The organism is Pseudomonas sp. AC136, from assembly GCF_979258585.1.
The window spans coordinates 1,622,258-1,638,165 of the sequence record NZ_OZ409865.1; the positions used below are offsets into that span (position 1 = coordinate 1,622,258).

Genomic DNA, 15,908 nt, shown 5'->3' on the forward strand with positions numbered 1-15,908 from the left:
AACAAAAATTCCCTTGCAAAACAGACCGTCTGAAAACCATCGAAAACACGGGCCCGTTACAGGCCCTGCTCGCTTAACCACAGGTTCAAGGCCGCCAACTGCCACAGCTTGGAGCCGCGCAACGGGGTGAGTTGGCCTTGGGGGTCGGTGAGTAATTGATCCAGCATGGTGGGGTTGAACAGGCCGCGATCCTGGCTGGGGTCTAGCAGCAGGTCGCGCACCCAGCCCAGCGTATTGCCTTCCAGATGCTTGAGCCCCGGCACGGGGAAATAGCCTTTCGGTCGGTCAATGACGGCCGATGGAATGACCAGGCGTGCGGCCTCCTTGAGCACCTGCTTGCCGCCATCGGGCAACTTGAAACGCCCCGGAATGCGGGCCGAAAGCTCGACCAGGCGGTAATCCAGAAAAGGCGTACGCGCCTCCAGACCCCACGCCATGGTCATGTTGTCCACGCGTTTGACCGGGTCGTCGACCAGCATCACCGTGCTGTCCAGGCGCAGCGCTTTGTCCACGGCAGCCTGCGCGCCGGGGCGCTGGAAGTGCTCGCGCACGTAATCGCCGGCGCAGTCGCCGGTCAGCCAGGCGGGTTGCACGGTGTCGCGGTATTCGTCGTAGGTGCGGTCCAGAAAGGCCGCGCGATAAGCGGCATACGGGTCGGCCGCGCCGTCCACCAGCGGATACCAGTGATAACCGGCAAACAGCTCATCGGCGCCCTGCCCGCTCTGCACCACCTTGCAGTGCTTGGCCACTTCGCGCGACAGCAGATAAAAGGCGATGCAGTCGTGGCTGACCATCGGCTCGCTCATGGCGCGGAAGGCGGACGGCAGCTGTTCGATGATCTCGCGCTCGTCGATGCGCAGTTGGTGATGGCGCGTGCCGTAGTGCTGGGCGATCAGGTCGGAATACTGAAATTCGTCACCGCGCTCACCGCCGGCATCCTGAAAACCAATCGAGAAGGTCGACAGATTTTCCACGCCCACTTCCCGCAGCAGGCCCACCAGCAAGCTGGAATCGACGCCACCCGAAAGCAGCACGCCCACATCCACGGCCGCGCGTTGGCGAATGGCCACGGCTTCGCGCAGGCTGTCCAGCGTCAGGTCGCGCCATTCCGTCAGGCCGTAGCCCTGTTCGTCTGCAGCGGCGCCGTAGTTCAGGGTCCACCAGGTTTGCTGGGTGGTTTTACCGTTGGCGTCGATACGCAGCCAAGTAGCGGGCGGCAGCTTGCTGACGTTGGCCAGCAGCGTGCGCGGCGCCGGCACCACGGCGTGGAAGTTCAGGTAGTGGTTGAGGGCGACCGGGTCGAGGGTTTTGTCGATATCGCCTCCTTGCAGCAAGGCCGGCAAGGTGGAGGCAAAACGCAGGCGCTCGGCGGTGTGCGACAGGTACAGCGGCTTGATGCCCAGGCGGTCGCGGGCGATGAACAGCTCGCGCTTGTCGCGCTCCCAGATGGCGAATGCAAACATGCCGTTGAGCTTGGGCAGCAGATCCGCGCCCCACGCGTGGTAGCCCTTGAGCAACACCTCGGTGTCGCCGTCGGAGAAAAACTGATAGCCCAGCGCTTGCAGCTCGGTGCGCAGCTCCGGGTAGTTGTAAATGGCGCCGTTGAAGACCATCGACAAGCCCAGTTGGCTGTCGATCATCGGCTGACCGGAGGCTTCCTCCAGGTCCATGATTTTTAGCCGCCGGTGGCCCAACGCGATCGAACCCTGGCTATGAAAGCCGTGGGCATCGGGGCCTCGCGGGGCGAGGTGATGGGTAATGCGCTCGACCGCTGCGAGGTCGGCGGGGCGATTGTTGAAACGTAACTCTCCAGATATTCCGCACATAGTCCTTACCGGGTTTCCGTTGGGGATGAAGGGGGCGCGCTTTCACTGCGCTACTGAAGCAGACCGGCTTAGGGCCTGAGAGTTTTAGATAAATGTGTTCTAAGTTGCTGATGGGCGCGGGGATTCAAAACGGCATTTGTGGCGTTACGAATATCGGCGTCCTAGCGGCGAGCCTGGATTCCCGCCTGCGCGGGAATGACGATTTACTGAAATTCAGGCAAAAAAACCGGCTCACTAGGAGCCGGCAAAAGCACTAAAAACGTAATCAGGCGTCCTGATATTCCTGCTCGGCCTTATCGAAGCGCGCCAACATAGTCGGCGTCGGGCCTTGGCCAATCTTGCTGAACACCAGAATGGCGATGGACGCGAAAATAAAGCCCGGAATGATTTCGTACAGCCCCAGATCGTTGAGGAAGTTTTTCCATAGGATCACGGTCAGCGCACCGACCAACATGCCGGCGAGCGCGCCGTTGCGGGTCATGTTTTTCCAGGTCAGGGAAATCAGAACGACCGGCCCGAACGCCGCGCCGAAACCGGCCCATGCGTAGGAAACCAGACCCAATACTTTGCTTTCCGGGTTAGCCGCGATGGCGATGGCCACGATGGCAACCAGCAGCACCATGGCGCGGCCGACCCAGACCAGCTCCACTTGCGATGCGTTTTTACGCAGGAAGGATTTGTAGAAGTCTTCGGTCAGGGCGCTGGAGCACACCAGCAACTGGCAGCTCAAGGTGCTCATCACTGCCGCCAGAATGGCCGACAACAGCACACCGGCCACCCACGGGTTGAAGAGGATTTTCGCCAGCTCGATAAACACGCGCTCTGGGTTCTCGGTGACGGCGCCAGCGACTTCCGGGTGCGCCGAGAAGTAAGCGATACCGAAGAAGCCCACGGCGACCGCGCCGCCCAGGCACAGCACCATCCAGGTCATGGAAATACGACGGGCCGTGGCAATCGACTTCACCGAGTCAGCGGCCATGAAGCGCGCGAGAATGTGCGGCTGACCGAAATAGCCCAGGCCCCAGCCCATCAGCGAAATCACGCCGATAAAGCTCGCGCCTTTGAGCATGTCGAAGCTGGTGGAGTCTTTCAGCTCAATGGCGGCGAAGGTGGGGTCGATACCGCCGGTAGCCAACATGACCACGATGGGCGTGAGGATCAGGGCGAAGATCATCAGCGACGCCTGCACGGTGTCGGTCCAGCTCACTGCCAGGAAACCACCGATGAAGGTGTAAGCGATGGTGGCCACAGCACCGGCCCACAGCGCGGTTTCGTAGCTCATGCCAAAAGTGCTTTCAAACAGACGCGCACCGGCTACCACGCCCGAGGCGCAATAGATGGTGAAGAACAGCAGAATCACCAGGGCGGAGAAAATACGCAGCACTTTGCTGGTGTCTTCGAAGCGGTTGGTGAAGTAGTCCGGCAGGGTAAGGGCGTTGCCGTTGTGCTCGGTTTGCACGCGCAGACGACCCGCCACGAACAGCCAGTTCAGGTAGGCACCGATGATCAGGCCGATGGCGATCCAGCTTTCCGACAGGCCGGACATGTACACCGCGCCTGGTAGGCCCATGAGCAGCCAGCCGGACATGTCGGACGCACCGGCAGACAACGCCGTAACGAAACTGCCGAGGCTACGGCCGCCGAGAATGTAGTCGGAGAGGTTTTTGGTACGCAGGTAGGCGAACAGGCCGATCATGACCATGGCGGCGATGTACACCACAAAGGTGATCAGCATGGGAGTGCTGGCAGTCATAAGAAGGTCTCTCTTATTTGTTGTTATGCGAAAGCTGGGGATAGCCCGCCTTCGGCGTTGGTTTTATCAATTGCTGTGCAACCCGACGGCGCTTGTGGCACCTGTCGCAAACATCGCACGGGCCAGGCCCGGCGATGAAAACCAGTACGGCATCCGTCCGTAGGAAACGCTCGACGCTTTATTGGGTTTAGTGCAAGCCCCCGGGCAATGTGAACATTCGGACAGTAGGGGCGGAAAAGCGGAGCACGGAATGTAGAGGCTTAGTGCGACGGGGTTCTTATTAAAAACTCTGGAGTTTTTGTTGAAAACTCCGGGGGCGGGAACTTCGGCTAATGATGATGCGATGCCCTGTAGGAGCTAGCTTGCTAGCGAACCCTGCAAACCTCGGCGACCAGCGTTTCCAGGGTTCGCGACCAAGGTCGCTCCTATAAAAACGTCTCCTTGGCCCCTACCGCTCAATCACCTGCCCGCGCATCGCCGCCAACCGCGCCAGCAACCGATTCTGTGCCGGCTGCGGCACGCCCTCGGCAGTCATGGCGTCTTGCAGGTTTTCCACCAGGGCGTTGAAGTCGCTGCGGGTCAGGTTCTGGCCTTTGTGGCTTTCTTCCATGGTGTCGCCGGTGTAAATGCACGGGCCGCCGGCTTGCACGCAGAATTGCTCGACCAACTTGTCGCGCAGGCGCTCGATATCGACGTTGGCGAAGTGCTCAACGATGCGCGGGTCTTTGGCAATGTTGAGCAACATGCCTTCGACGATGCGAGTAATGCCTTCGCGCTCACCCAGCTCCCGGTACAGGCTGTCATCGGTGGGCGGCTGCTGGGCGCAGGCGGCGAGCAGCACCAGCGTCAGGCTGAGTAGCAGGCGCATGCTAAAAGCTCCCCTGGATGGACAAGTAAGCGCCGTCCTGGTTGTCCAGCGTGGCGATCTCGCCCAACCGGGCGTAGGCCAGCACCACGGAAAGGTGCTTGTTGGGGAAGTAACCGATAAACACGTCTGCCCAATCGCTTTCGCCGGCAAAGGACAGGTTGTCGGGCTTCTCACGGTATTCCACGCCCAGCGCCCAGCGGGGGTTGAACAGCACCGCGACCGATCCTTCTTTAAGCACGCTGCGCTCATCGCGCCGGTCGCCGCCAAAGCCCAGCAAGCCCAACTCGTTCGCCCGGCTGTAGCGCAGGCCGCCGTTAACCAGCAGGTTGTAGCCAAACGCGCCGCCGAGAAACAGGCGACTGGCGGCGATGTAGCCTTCGGTGTCTTCGTCACGGCTGGCGCCCACCAGGCTGGGAATCAGAAAGTCTTTTTGCCGTTTGTGCTCAATGCCAAGGGACACTTGCGGCAACGCGTCGTAGATCAAGTCGCCAAACAGGCGAACCTTGAGGCCGAATATGTCCTGGCTCAAGGTGTTTTCCGGCAGGTTCAGATCACGCGCCAACGTGCCGAGATCAAAGCGTTGACGGGCGTAGGAGAGCTCGATGCGGTTGCCGTACGACACCGCGCCGCCCGCTACATCGAGCCGGTAGTCGCCGGTTTCCACGCGGGTGACAAAGGCATTGCCGCCCCACTCGCCCTGCTCGCCATAGCCGGCCAGCACGGCCCAGGGCGTAATGCCGCCGCCGGCCGCGCCGTCGATGCTGCTGGCACCGCCGGTGGCGAGCAGGCGGCCGTTGTCGGCCAGCACCAGACTGGTGCCGAATGTCAGGCTGAGCCCCAGGGTCAGCGCGCTCACGGTTTTAATCATTGGCTCGTCCCTGTGCAGATCTAATGCGCCATCGCCAGGTTGGCGTGTAACGGCTGTGCGACCCAGGCCTCGAACGCGCTGGCCGTGAGCGGCCGGCTAATCAGGTAGCCCTGGGCGGTGTCGCACTTCCATTTTTGCAGCAGGCGCAGGCTGCGCTCGAATTCCACGCCTTCGGCCACCACTTTCAGGCCCAGGCTGTGGCTCATTTCGATGGTGGAGCGAACGATGACTGAGTCTTCGCTGGCGTCATCCAGTTCGCGCACAAACGATTGGTCGATCTTCAATTCCTGTACGGGCATGCGTTTGAGCTGGGCAAGCGAGGAATAGCCGGTGCCGAAATCGTCGACCGACAAGCTGATGCCGCAGGCGCGCAGGCTGTGCAGCACTTTCAGGGCAATGTCGGGGTTGGCCATGACGGCGCTTTCGGTGATTTCGAAAATCAGTTGCTCGGCCGGTACCGCGTAATGCGCCAGCAAACGGCTGACACGGGTGGCCAGGCCGATGTCGTGCAGGTCTTCAGCGGAAATGTTTAACGACATCAGCACCCGCAGCCCGCGCTGGTTCCATTCCCGCAGTTGCCGCAGCACGTCTTCGATTACCCAGGCGGTAAGGCCCTGAATACTGCCGGTGCGCTCGGCCAGCGGAATGAACTCGCCTGGCGAAACCATGCCGTATTGCGGATGCTGCCACCGCAACAGCGCTTCGGCTTGGCGCACATGGCCCTCTTTGATGTTGAGCTTGGGCTGGTAATGCAGCACCAGCTCGCCGGCTTCGGCCGCTCGGCGCAAGTCGCGGATCAGGGTGATCTGGCGCTCGTGGTCGTCTTCGCGCCCGTGCTGATACAGCTGCAAGCGGCCCGGCGCACTGGCCGCGTCGCGCATCGCGAGGTTGGCGCGGCGCAGCAATTCGTCGGGCGTGGCGCCATCGTCCGGGTAGACGGCGATGCCAATGGCGCAATCGAGGGCAACGTCATGGCTGCCGACCCGCAAGGGTTTGATCAGCAACTGCTGCAACTGGTCGGCGGTGGCCACGGCGCTGTCGCGGTCGCTGCCATCGACCATCAACAGGAACTCATCGGCTAATAGTCGCGCCAGGCTGTCGCCCGGGCGCAGCAACGCTTGCAGACGGCGGCTGACCTGTTGCAAGGCGAGGTCGCTGCCGCCGGCACCGCAGGTTTCGTTGACCGAACGGATATTGCCGATGCCCAGATTGAGCAGTGCCACCGGGCGCTCGGCGGTAATCGAACTGCCAAGCCTCTCGATGGCCAGGGTGCGATTGGGCAAGCCGGTCAGGCCGTCGTGCAAGGCGTTGTAGGCGAGTTGCCGTTCGCGCTCGGCGAGGTCGGTCTGCATTTGCTGAAAGGTTTTGGCCAGCACACCCAGCTCATCGCTGCGGTGCAAATCCAGGGTGCCCTGGTAATCCCCCTGCCCCACGCGCTCGGCCACCCGCGCCAGCTCACGAACCGGACGTGAAATGCTGCGCGCCAATAACAAGGCGCCGGCCAGCGAGGCAATAAGCGCACAGACCGCAATCAGCAGCACGCGCTGATCCAGCGGCTTGAAGGCGACCAGCGCCTGGTCCAGCGAACTGTGCAAAAAGGCCTGCACTTGGTAATGGCTGCCGGTGGCGAGCACCAGTTGTTCGTTCAGGTACCGCTGCCCGGAAAACTCGAATTCCTTCAGCGTGGTGGTGCGTTCCAGCTGCAGGTTCGACGACATCATTTCGGTTTCCTGCGCCGCACTCAGTGTGCTGATCAGGCGGCCGGGGGAACCGTCTTCAATAGCCAGGAACGACACGTCGAGGTTGGTCAGCGCGCGCAGCTCAGCCGCCAGCGCTTCGTCCATGCGAAAGCCCATGACCACGCGGGCGATAGGAATGGGCGCGAGAATCTGGGTTTCAACCAGCAGATGCGGCTCGTGGTTGATCGACACGATTAGCGCCGACTGCCCGTTACGCCGCGCCTCGGCCAATTCAGTGGCGTAGCGAAACAGCGCGCCTTCGGGAAACGGATCTGGGCCGGCGCTGCCAGGCTTGCTGGCGGTGGCCGTGATGGTGCCGTCGAGGCCGAGCAGCAGCACTTCAGTGGCATCGATGCGGCCACCATGATTGGCCAGCACAGAGCGGATGGTGGCGTTGTCGCCGCTGGCCACTGCGTCTTTGAAGCCGAAGTCGGAGGACAGCACCTGCACCGCGTCACGAATTTGCCGGCTGCGCATGTCCATCAAACGCTCGAACACCCGCACGCCCACTTCAAGCTGTTCCCCAGCCTGTTTTTTAACCGCTTCGGCGGTGGCCACTTTTACGGCGAAGTACAGCGTGCCGATCACCACCAACAACAGCAGGATCAGGACACCGGCAATGCGCGATTGGAAGCTATTGCTGAGTTTCACTCGCTGCCTTCTTGAATGCGTTGCCAAATGCCGACGGCTTGGGTGCTGGCGCGGCCACCGAAGTATCCGCCGCCGCGCCCACGTTTATCGCGTATTGCTGAGTGCTGTCGGCGTCGCCGAGGGTCAGTTCGCCGCCCTTTTGCGGTAATAGATCGGGCGCTTTCGGGTGCCAGAGCGTGACGTTGTAATGGCCAGCAGGCAGGTCGAGGCGCACCTTGCCGGCGGCGTCGCTGGCGGCAAACCAGGGGTCATCGGTGACATAGATGTAGCCGACCATCCAGTCGTGAATATTGCAGCCCAGCACCACCACGCCCGGTTTGTCGAAGGTGATCGGCTCGGATGGCGTGCCCTCATACAGGCGCAGTTCAAAACGCTTGGCCGGCGAAAAGGAATAAACGTGGTGGCGAATATTGTCGCTATTGGGGAAGGTGACTTTGGTGCTGGTGTGAACCGCTAGCACGGAGGGGGCGAACTGTTTTTGCACCTGGTCCATGATCCCCGTCTGCGCCGGCAAGGCCGCATTGGTAGGACCTTGCAGGGTTATCACCGCGCCTTCGAGCGGTTTGCCCTGCGCGTCCACAAGGCTGGCTTGAAACGGCGCCGCGCCGACCGAGCAACTGGTGAACACTACACACGCTGCGGCCAGCGACAGCCATGACGAACACCTGCGAACAATCTGGGCCAAGCGACGCGATCCGGGCATAGCTACTACCTTGAGTGTGTGGCGTTGAAGTGTGAGGCGAAACGGCGGTTTAGAGCGCTTTACGCCGTCGCCAGCAACGCGCCAACCAGCAGCCTAACGGAGTTACACGCGAACTTCACCTGCAAAAAGCGGCAATGTGCCACTACCATAGAAAAGCGTCAGCCCGTGGCGGCATGTAGGAAATATAGACGGGAAATGGGCGAGGCCCAGTATTGCTGGCAATCAGCGCTACGGCTCGCCGCGTAGACGTTTCGGCGTGAGGCCCAAATAGCGGCGCATGGCGGTGGTGAGCGCGCTCTGGCTGGAGAAACCGCACTCCTCGGCGATGCGAATCAGCGGCATGGCGCTTTCACGCAACAAACGCGAGGCGCGGTCGAGGCGAATTTTCAGCAGGTACTGGTGCGGCGTGAGGCCGAGGCTGTCTTTGAACTGCGCGTGGAAATGGCTGGGGCTCAAGCACGCGACGTGGGCCAGTTCCGCTACGCTGATGCGCCGGGCCAGGTGTTGGTCGATATAGGCGTCGAGCCGCTCGACGTTCAACGGGCCGGGCGCCCGTTCGTTGCGCTCGCCAAACAGCCGCACGTGCAAGGCGCGCAGCAGCACACCACTCAAGGAGCGCGCCAACTGCGTATCGCTGCCATAGCGCGCCAGTTCGGCGCCGGCGTAGCTGAGCAGGTTTTGGAAGTCGGCATCCAGCGCGGGGTAACGCGGCATGTCGAACAGACGGGCGAGCAGTTCCAGGTCGTCGGCGGAACTACCCTGTTCATCCAGATCAATGATCAACATGCGGTTGTCGCCGACGCCGGCGAACTGATGCTCGGCATCGCCCGGCACCAGGCACGCGCGCATCCGGCACACCTCACCGCCACGCCCGTTCACCTCGAATTCCGCACGGCCAGCCAGCGACAACACCAGTTGATGGTGGTCGTGAGCGTGTTCATGGGTTTGGTCGTCGAGACGGAGCAGGCGAGCTTCAAGCATGGCGCAAGGCGGGTCGAAATGAGGCGCGCATGGTACGTGAACGGGCCATTTTTTCCCAGCCGCAACCGACGGGTGAATGCCACGCAAGCTGGCTTTTTCCGGGGCCTGCAGCAACTTATGGGTGCGCTGCCCAGGCGCAAAATCGAGCCGCTTCGCTTGTCAATCAACGCGCGCCATTGAATTAGTTACCCGTCCGACCCATCTACCTAGTCATGTAGTGATCACAGGTGCCGCATGAACGACCACGTTACTGATATCGACGACGACGAAACGCAAATGCCCGAGGGCCTGCACCTTCCCCACGCCCTGGCGTTGCCCAACGTGCGCCCCCCTGAACGGCTTTACGTTATTCCTATTCATAACCGCCCGTTCTTCCCGGCCCAGGTGTTGCCGGTGATCGTCAACGAAGAACACTGGACCGAAACGCTGGAGTTGGTCGGCAAAACCGACCACCACAGCCTGGCGCTGTTCTACGTCGACGAACCGGTGACCGACCCGCGCCATTTCAATACCGACAGCCTTCCCGAGCACGGCACGCTGGTGAAAATTCACCAGGCCAGCCGCGTCGACGGCAAGCTGCAATTCGTAGCCCAAGGCATGCAACGGGTGAAGATTCGCGGCTGGCTGAAACGGCATCGTCCGCCCTACTTGGCGGAAGTGGAGTACCCGCCAAGTGCCGATGACCGCCGCGATGAGGTCAAGGCCTACGGCATGGCGCTGATCAACGCGATCAAAGAACTGCTACCGCTCAACCCGCTGTACAGCGAAGAGTTGAAGAACTACCTGAACCGCTTCAGCCCTAACCAGCCTTCGCCGCTCACCGACTTTGCCGCCGCGCTTACCACCGCCACGCCTAAAGAGCTGCAAGATGTGCTCGACACCGTGCCCGTGCTGGAACGCATGGAAAAAGTGCTGCCGATGCTGCGCAAGGAAGTGGAAGTGGCGCGCCTGCAAAGCGAACTGTCGGCCGAGGTGAACCGCACCATTGGCGAGCATCAGCGCGAGTTTTTCCTCAAGGAGCAGCTCAAGCTGATCCAGCAGGAACTGGGGCTGACCAAAGACGACCGCAGCGCCGACCTGGAACAATTCGAGCAGCGCTTGGAAGGCAAAACCCTGCCGGAGCAGGCGAAAAAGCGCATTGAGGAAGAGCTGAACAAACTGTCGATTTTGGAAACCGGCTCACCGGAATATGCGGTGACGCGCAATTACCTCGACTGGGCCACCAACATCCCCTGGGGCGTACACGGCAAAGACAAGCTCGACCTGCAACACGCCAAGCAGGTGCTCGACGCCCAGCATTCCGGGCTGGATGACATTAAAGAGCGGATTCTCGAGTTTCTCGCCGTTGGTGCGTTCAAGGGCGAGATTTCCGGCTCCATCGTCTTGCTGGTCGGGCCGCCGGGCGTGGGCAAAACCAGTATTGGTAAATCCATCGCCGAAACCCTGGGCCGGCCGTTCTACCGCTTCAGCGTCGGCGGCATGCGCGACGAAGCGGAAATCAAAGGTCATCGCCGCACCTACATCGGCGCCCTGCCCGGCAAATTGGTGCAGGCCTTGAAAGACGTCGAAGTGATGAACCCGGTGATCATGCTCGACGAAATCGACAAGCTCGGCGCCAGCCACCAAGGCGACCCGGCCTCGGCGCTGCTGGAAACCCTGGACCCGGAGCAGAACGCGGAATTTCTCGACCACTACCTCGACCTGCGCCTTGACCTGTCCAAGGTGCTGTTCGTGTGCACCGCCAATACCTTGGATTCCATCCCCGGGCCGTTGCTCGACCGGATGGAAGTCATTCGCCTGGCCGGCTATATCGCCGAAGAAAAATTCGCCATCGCCAAGCGCCACTTGTGGCCCAAGCAGTTGGAAAAAGCCGGCGTACCCAAACACCGCCTCAGCATCAGCGACAACGCGCTCAAGGCAGTGATTGAAGGCTATGCCCGCGAGGCCGGGGTTCGGCAGTTGGAAAAACAGCTGGGCAAAGTGGTGCGCAAGGCCGTGGTGAAACTGCTCGGCGACCCGGACAGCAAGCTGAAAATCGGCCCGAAAGATTTGGAAGGTTACTTGGGGATGCCGTTGTTTCGCCGCGAACAACTGTTGGCAGGCGTCGGCGTTATTACCGGCCTGGCCTGGACCAGCATGGGCGGCGCCACCTTGCCGATTGAAGCGACGCGCATCCACACGCTCAACCGGGGCTTCAAGCTGACCGGCCAACTGGGCGAAGTGATGAAAGAGTCGGCCGAGATTGCGTACAGCTACGTCAGTTCGCACCTGAAGGAATTTCGTGGCGACCCGACCTTCTTCGACCAAGCTTTCGTTCACCTGCACGTGCCGGAAGGCGCTACGCCAAAGGATGGCCCCAGCGCCGGTGTGACCATGGCCAGCGCCCTGCTCTCGCTCGCGCGCAACCAGGCGCCGAAAAAAGGCGTGGCCATGACCGGCGAGCTGACCCTGACCGGCCATGTACTGCCCATCGGCGGCGTACGCGAAAAAGTGATCGCCGCGCGGCGCCAGAAAATCTACGAGCTGATTCTTCCGGAAGCCAACCGGGGCGACTTCACCGAATTGCCGGAGTATTTGAAAGAAGGCATCACCGTGCACTTCGCCAAGCGCTTTACCGATGTGGCGAAGGTGCTTTTCTAAACAACTGCACGTTTGGCGTGCACGGATAGCGCAAAGCACCGTCATCCCCGCGCAGGCGGGGATTTAGAGTTTTTGCTGTGACGGTGACCTTGAAGCCTCCAGTTTTGGAATCGAAGTGGCCGGAAATGGCGGAGGTTTGCCAGGCATAGCGCCATAATTTGGCGCTATGCTTGCCGCCACTCATCGCCCCTTGGACAGGATCAATTCATGACCGCTGCACGCCTGCTTCTCCCGATCGGCATCGCTCTGCTCGCTGCCTGCGCCCAACAACCCGGCAAAAATGTTGCCGTCCAGGTGGATAAGTCGAGCGACTGCCCGGCGACCTTGCGTCCCGGCCAGCAATTGATCGTGACCCTGAGCAGCAACCCCACCACCGGCTTTCGCTGGCAAACCAAAGATGCCGCCGCCAACGTGCTGCGCAGCCTTGGCCCAGAGGTTTACAGCAACCCGGAAGACGCCGGCATCGTCGGCAGCGCGGGCGTGTCGACCTGGCGTTTTCAGGCCACCTCGGCTGGCACGGGCGAGTTGCTGATGGCCTATCACCGCCCATGGGAACCAGAAGTCGCGCCGGCCGAGCTGTTCGACTGCCCCATCACCGTTAAATAAACCGAGTTCGCTGCGCAATCGCCGCTTAGCCCCTTTGCAGCCGAAGGGGCTGGCGGCGCTCGTGCAGCTGGTTAAAATGGCGCCCTTTTGAGCCAAGCGTAACCACCGTGAGCCAGGAATCCGACCGTCTCTTTGCTGTGCCGCTGCCTTCCGTGCCGGACTTCACCTTCAATGAAGCCGTGGCGCGCGTGTTCCCGGACATGATTAAACGCTCGGTGCCCGGCTACCCGACCATCGTCGAGAACATCGGCGTGCTGGCGGCCCAGTTCGCTCAGCCGCACAGCGTGCTCTACGACCTAGGCTCGTCGCTGGGTGCGGTCACCCAGGCCTTGCGCCGGCATGTGACCTGCAGCGATTGCCGGGTGATTGCGGTGGATAACTCCAGCGCCATGGTCGAGCGCTGCGCCGAGTACCTGCATGCCCAGGACTCGATGTTTCAGGAGTTGCTGCCGGTCGAGGTGGTCGAGGCCGATATTCTTGGCCTGCAACTGCAACCCACGTCACTGGTGGCGCTGAATTTCACCCTGCAATTCATCCAGCCCGAGCAACGCTTGCAGTTGCTGACTCAGATCCGCCAGGCGTTGCTGCCGGGCGGCGCGCTGATTCTGTCGGAGAAACTGCGCTTCGATGATGAACAGGAACACGATCTGCTGACCGAGCTGCATGTCGCCTTCAAGCGCGCCAACGGCTACAGCGAGTTGGAAATTGCCCAGAAGCGCAACGCCATTGAAAACGTGATGAAACCCGACAGCCTTGAGCAACACCGCGAGCGCCTGCTGGCCGCAGGGTTCAGCAAAGTAGTGCCGTGGTTTCAGTGTCTGAACTTTGCTTCGTTGATTGCCTTGCCATGATTGATTTATCCCCCTTGGTCCGCCACTTGGCGGGCACACCGTTGGCTACCTGGGCCAATGGCTTGCAAGCGCAACTCGACAGCAAAATGGAAAAAGGTCACGGCGACCTGGAACGCTGGCAAGGCGCGCTGGACGCCCTTCCCGCTTTGCATCCCACACAGATTGATCTGGAAAGCGGCCTGCGCCTGGATTGCGACTGCGACGACGCCACGCGCGCACAGATGCGTCAGGCACTGATGGGCTTGTCGCCCTGGCGCAAGGGCCCGTTCGACTTGTTCGGCGTGCACGTCGACACCGAATGGCGCTCGGATTGGAAATGGTCGCGGGTGTCGCCGCATTTGGATTTACGCGGCAAGCGCGTGCTCGATGTTGGCTGCGGCAACGGCTATTACCAATGGCGAATGCTCGGCGCCGGTGCCGACAGCGTGATCGGCATCGACCCCAACTGGCTGTTCTTCTGCCAATTCCAGGCCGTACAACGCTACCTGCCGGACCGCCGCGCCTGGCATCTGCCGTTCGCGCTGGAAGATTTGCCGGCGGGGCTGGAAGGCTTCGACACCGTATTTTCCATGGGCGTTTTCTACCACCGCCGCTCGCCCATCGAGCATTTGCTGGCGCTGAAGGACTGCTTGGTTAAAGGCGGCGAGTTGGTGCTGGAAACCCTGGTGATCGAGGGCGACGTCAACCAAGTGTTGGTGCCCGAAGACCGTTACGCGCAGATGCGCAACGTGTGGTTTTTGCCCTCAGTACCGGCCTTGGAACTCTGGCTGCGCCGTGCTGGCTTCAGCGATGTGAAGTGCGTGGATGTCAGCGTGACCAGTGTTGAAGAACAGCGCAGCACCGAGTGGATGCGCTATCAGTCGCTGAGTCATTTTCTGGATCCCGACGACCACAGCAAAACCGTGGAAGGCCTGCCAGCGCCGATGCGCGCCGTAATTACGGCGCGCAAATAACCCAAGCGCCATTTAACAATCGGGGTACCGCGTTAGCGATTCGCCGCCGCCACGATCAATTGCTTCATCTCCGCCACCGCCGCTTTGAAGCCCACAAACAACGCGTGCGCCACCAGCGCATGGCCGATGTTCAGTTCGTTAACGCCTTTGATCGCCGCCACCGCTTCCACGTTGTGGTAGTGCAAACCATGGCCTGCGTTGACGATCAGACCTTGGGCCAGGCCAAAAGCGACGCCGTCGGCAATTCGTTTCAGTTCATCGGCGGTTTCGCTTGGCGTGTGGGCGTCGGCGTAGCGGCCGGTGTGCAGTTCGATAGCCGGTGCGCCGATGCGCCGTGAGGCTTCAATCTGGCGCTCGTCGGCGTCGATAAACAGCGACACCTCACAGCCCAGTCGGGCCAGGCGCTCTACCGCCGCTTTGATTCGCGCTTCCTGGCCGGCCACGTCAAGGCCGCCTTCGGTGGTGAGTTCCTGCCGCGTTTCCGGTACCAGGCAGATGTGGGCCGGACGAATACGCTCGGCGAAATTGAGCATTTCTTCGGTCACGCCCATTTCGAAGTTCATGCGCGTTTGCAGCACGTCCTTGAGCAGCAGCACGTCGCGCTCTTGGATATGGCGGCGGTCTTCGCGCAGGTGCACGGTAATGCCGTCGGCGCCGGCTTCTTCGGCGTCGAGCGCGGCTTTTACCGGGTCCGGGTAGCGGGTGCCACGGGCTTGGCGCAGCGTGGCGACGTGGTCGATGTTCACGCCCAACAGAATTCGGTTGGCGTCAGTCACGGGGTGGCTCCTTCAACGTCATGAACAATTCACGGCTGACCAGCGGTCGGCCGCCTAAATGGGGTGCCAGGGCTTGGCGCATTAAACGTTTAGCGGCGGCAAGGGCGCCGGGCGCGGTCCAATCGGCTTCGGCCATGGCGAGCAATTCGGCGCCTTGAAACAGCCCCGGTTGGAACAAATGAACCGGCTCCAAACCGGCATCGGGCAGCAGGCGATAGAGCTGACCGGCTACGACCGGCTGGCCGTTCAGGTCTTCACCGAGGGCAAAACCATACCCCAGCTCATCGAGCAGGCGCCATTCGAACGCACGCAGCAACGGCTCCAGCGCGCGGCCGGCGGCCAAGGCCTCAAGCGTGGCGGCGTAATGCTCAAACAGAATGGGATGGGGATCTTCAGCGGGCAGCAAGCGCAGGATCAGCTCGTTCAGATACAAACCGCTAAACAGCGCCTCGCCATTTAGCCAGCGGGGAATGCCGGCGGCTTCGAGGCGGCCAACGTTTTTCAGTTCGCCCCGCCCACGAAACTCGACTTCCACCGGCACAAACGGCCGAGCGAGCGTACCCGCCTTGCCGCGCGCACCACGAAGCACGGCGCGCAGCCGACCTTGTGGTGTGAGGAAATCAACCAGCGCGCTGCTTTCGCGGTAGGCCCGGCTATGCAGAATGAAGGCCGGTTGCGCGCTGTTTAACATGG

At 61.5% G+C, this 15,908-nt stretch carries 13 protein-coding genes; 4 read left to right on the forward strand and 9 right to left on the reverse strand.

What is annotated here, in order from left to right; translation table 11 throughout:
- Window positions 1-56 precede the first annotated feature (56 nt).
- From ACZZZU_RS07255 to ACZZZU_RS07285, 7 genes are all read right to left on the reverse strand, one after another.
- On the reverse strand, window positions 57-1,826 hold the full coding sequence (locus tag ACZZZU_RS07255) for an N-acetylglutaminylglutamine amidotransferase (RefSeq protein ID WP_463550225.1): 1,770 nt from the start codon (window positions 1,824-1,826) through the stop codon (window positions 57-59).
- 265 nt (window positions 1,827-2,091) lie between these two features.
- Window positions 2,092-3,579 (reverse strand): sodium/proline symporter PutP, encoded by a 1,488-nt coding sequence (gene putP / locus ACZZZU_RS07260; RefSeq protein ID WP_122493811.1) that lies wholly within the window; start codon window positions 3,577-3,579, stop codon window positions 2,092-2,094.
- Window positions 3,580-4,027: 448 nt separating this feature from the next.
- Window positions 4,028-4,447: a group I truncated hemoglobin gene (locus ACZZZU_RS07265; RefSeq protein ID WP_463550226.1), complete on the reverse strand. Its 420-nt coding sequence runs from the start codon at window positions 4,445-4,447 to the stop codon at window positions 4,028-4,030.
- A gap of 1 nt (window position 4,448) precedes the next feature.
- The gene (locus ACZZZU_RS07270; RefSeq protein ID WP_463550227.1) at window positions 4,449-5,315 is read right to left on the reverse strand and encodes a DUF3034 family protein; all 867 of its coding nucleotides are present in this window, start codon (window positions 5,313-5,315) and stop codon (window positions 4,449-4,451) included.
- Window positions 5,316-5,335: 20 nt separating this feature from the next.
- Entirely contained in the window at window positions 5,336-7,705 is a 2,370-nt protein-coding gene (locus ACZZZU_RS07275; RefSeq protein WP_463550228.1) for a putative bifunctional diguanylate cyclase/phosphodiesterase, read from the reverse strand.
- Window positions 7,689-8,333 (reverse strand): methylamine utilization protein, encoded by a 645-nt coding sequence (locus ACZZZU_RS07280; protein ID WP_463552119.1) that lies wholly within the window; start codon window positions 8,331-8,333, stop codon window positions 7,689-7,691. The genes ACZZZU_RS07275 and ACZZZU_RS07280 overlap by 17 nt, the downstream gene beginning before the upstream one ends.
- 303 nt (window positions 8,334-8,636) lie before the next feature.
- Window positions 8,637-9,389, reverse strand: a complete 753-nt coding sequence (locus ACZZZU_RS07285; RefSeq protein WP_463550229.1) for a helix-turn-helix domain-containing protein — start codon at window positions 9,387-9,389, stop codon at window positions 8,637-8,639.
- A gap of 276 nt (window positions 9,390-9,665) precedes the next feature.
- Here ACZZZU_RS07285 and lon point away from each other — a divergent pair, with 276 nt between their 5' ends.
- From lon to cmoB, 4 genes are all read left to right on the forward strand, one after another.
- Window positions 9,666-12,029, forward strand: coding sequence for an endopeptidase La (gene lon / locus ACZZZU_RS07290; RefSeq protein ID WP_122494726.1), 2,364 nt, complete (start codon window positions 9,666-9,668; stop codon window positions 12,027-12,029).
- 207 nt (window positions 12,030-12,236) lie between these two features.
- Window positions 12,237-12,635, forward strand: coding sequence for a protease inhibitor I42 family protein (locus ACZZZU_RS07295; protein WP_122493816.1), 399 nt, complete (start codon window positions 12,237-12,239; stop codon window positions 12,633-12,635).
- Window positions 12,636-12,742: 107 nt separating this feature from the next.
- Entirely contained in the window at window positions 12,743-13,486 is a 744-nt protein-coding gene (cmoA, locus tag ACZZZU_RS07300; RefSeq protein ID WP_463550230.1) for a carboxy-S-adenosyl-L-methionine synthase CmoA, read from the forward strand.
- On the forward strand, window positions 13,483-14,439 hold the full coding sequence (gene cmoB, locus ACZZZU_RS07305) for a tRNA 5-methoxyuridine(34)/uridine 5-oxyacetic acid(34) synthase CmoB (protein WP_463550231.1): 957 nt from the start codon (window positions 13,483-13,485) through the stop codon (window positions 14,437-14,439). The genes cmoA and cmoB overlap by 4 nt, the downstream gene beginning before the upstream one ends.
- Window positions 14,440-14,471: 32 nt before the next feature.
- Here the strand turns inward: cmoB and pdxJ are convergent, their stop codons facing one another.
- Together pdxJ and recO are read right to left on the reverse strand one after the other, a co-directional pair.
- Entirely contained in the window at window positions 14,472-15,215 is a 744-nt protein-coding gene (gene pdxJ / locus ACZZZU_RS07310; protein WP_463550232.1) for a pyridoxine 5'-phosphate synthase, read from the reverse strand.
- Window positions 15,208-15,906 (reverse strand): DNA repair protein RecO, encoded by a 699-nt coding sequence (gene recO, locus ACZZZU_RS07315; protein WP_122493820.1) that lies wholly within the window; start codon window positions 15,904-15,906, stop codon window positions 15,208-15,210. The genes pdxJ and recO overlap by 8 nt, the downstream gene beginning before the upstream one ends.
- Window positions 15,907-15,908 lie beyond the last annotated feature (2 nt).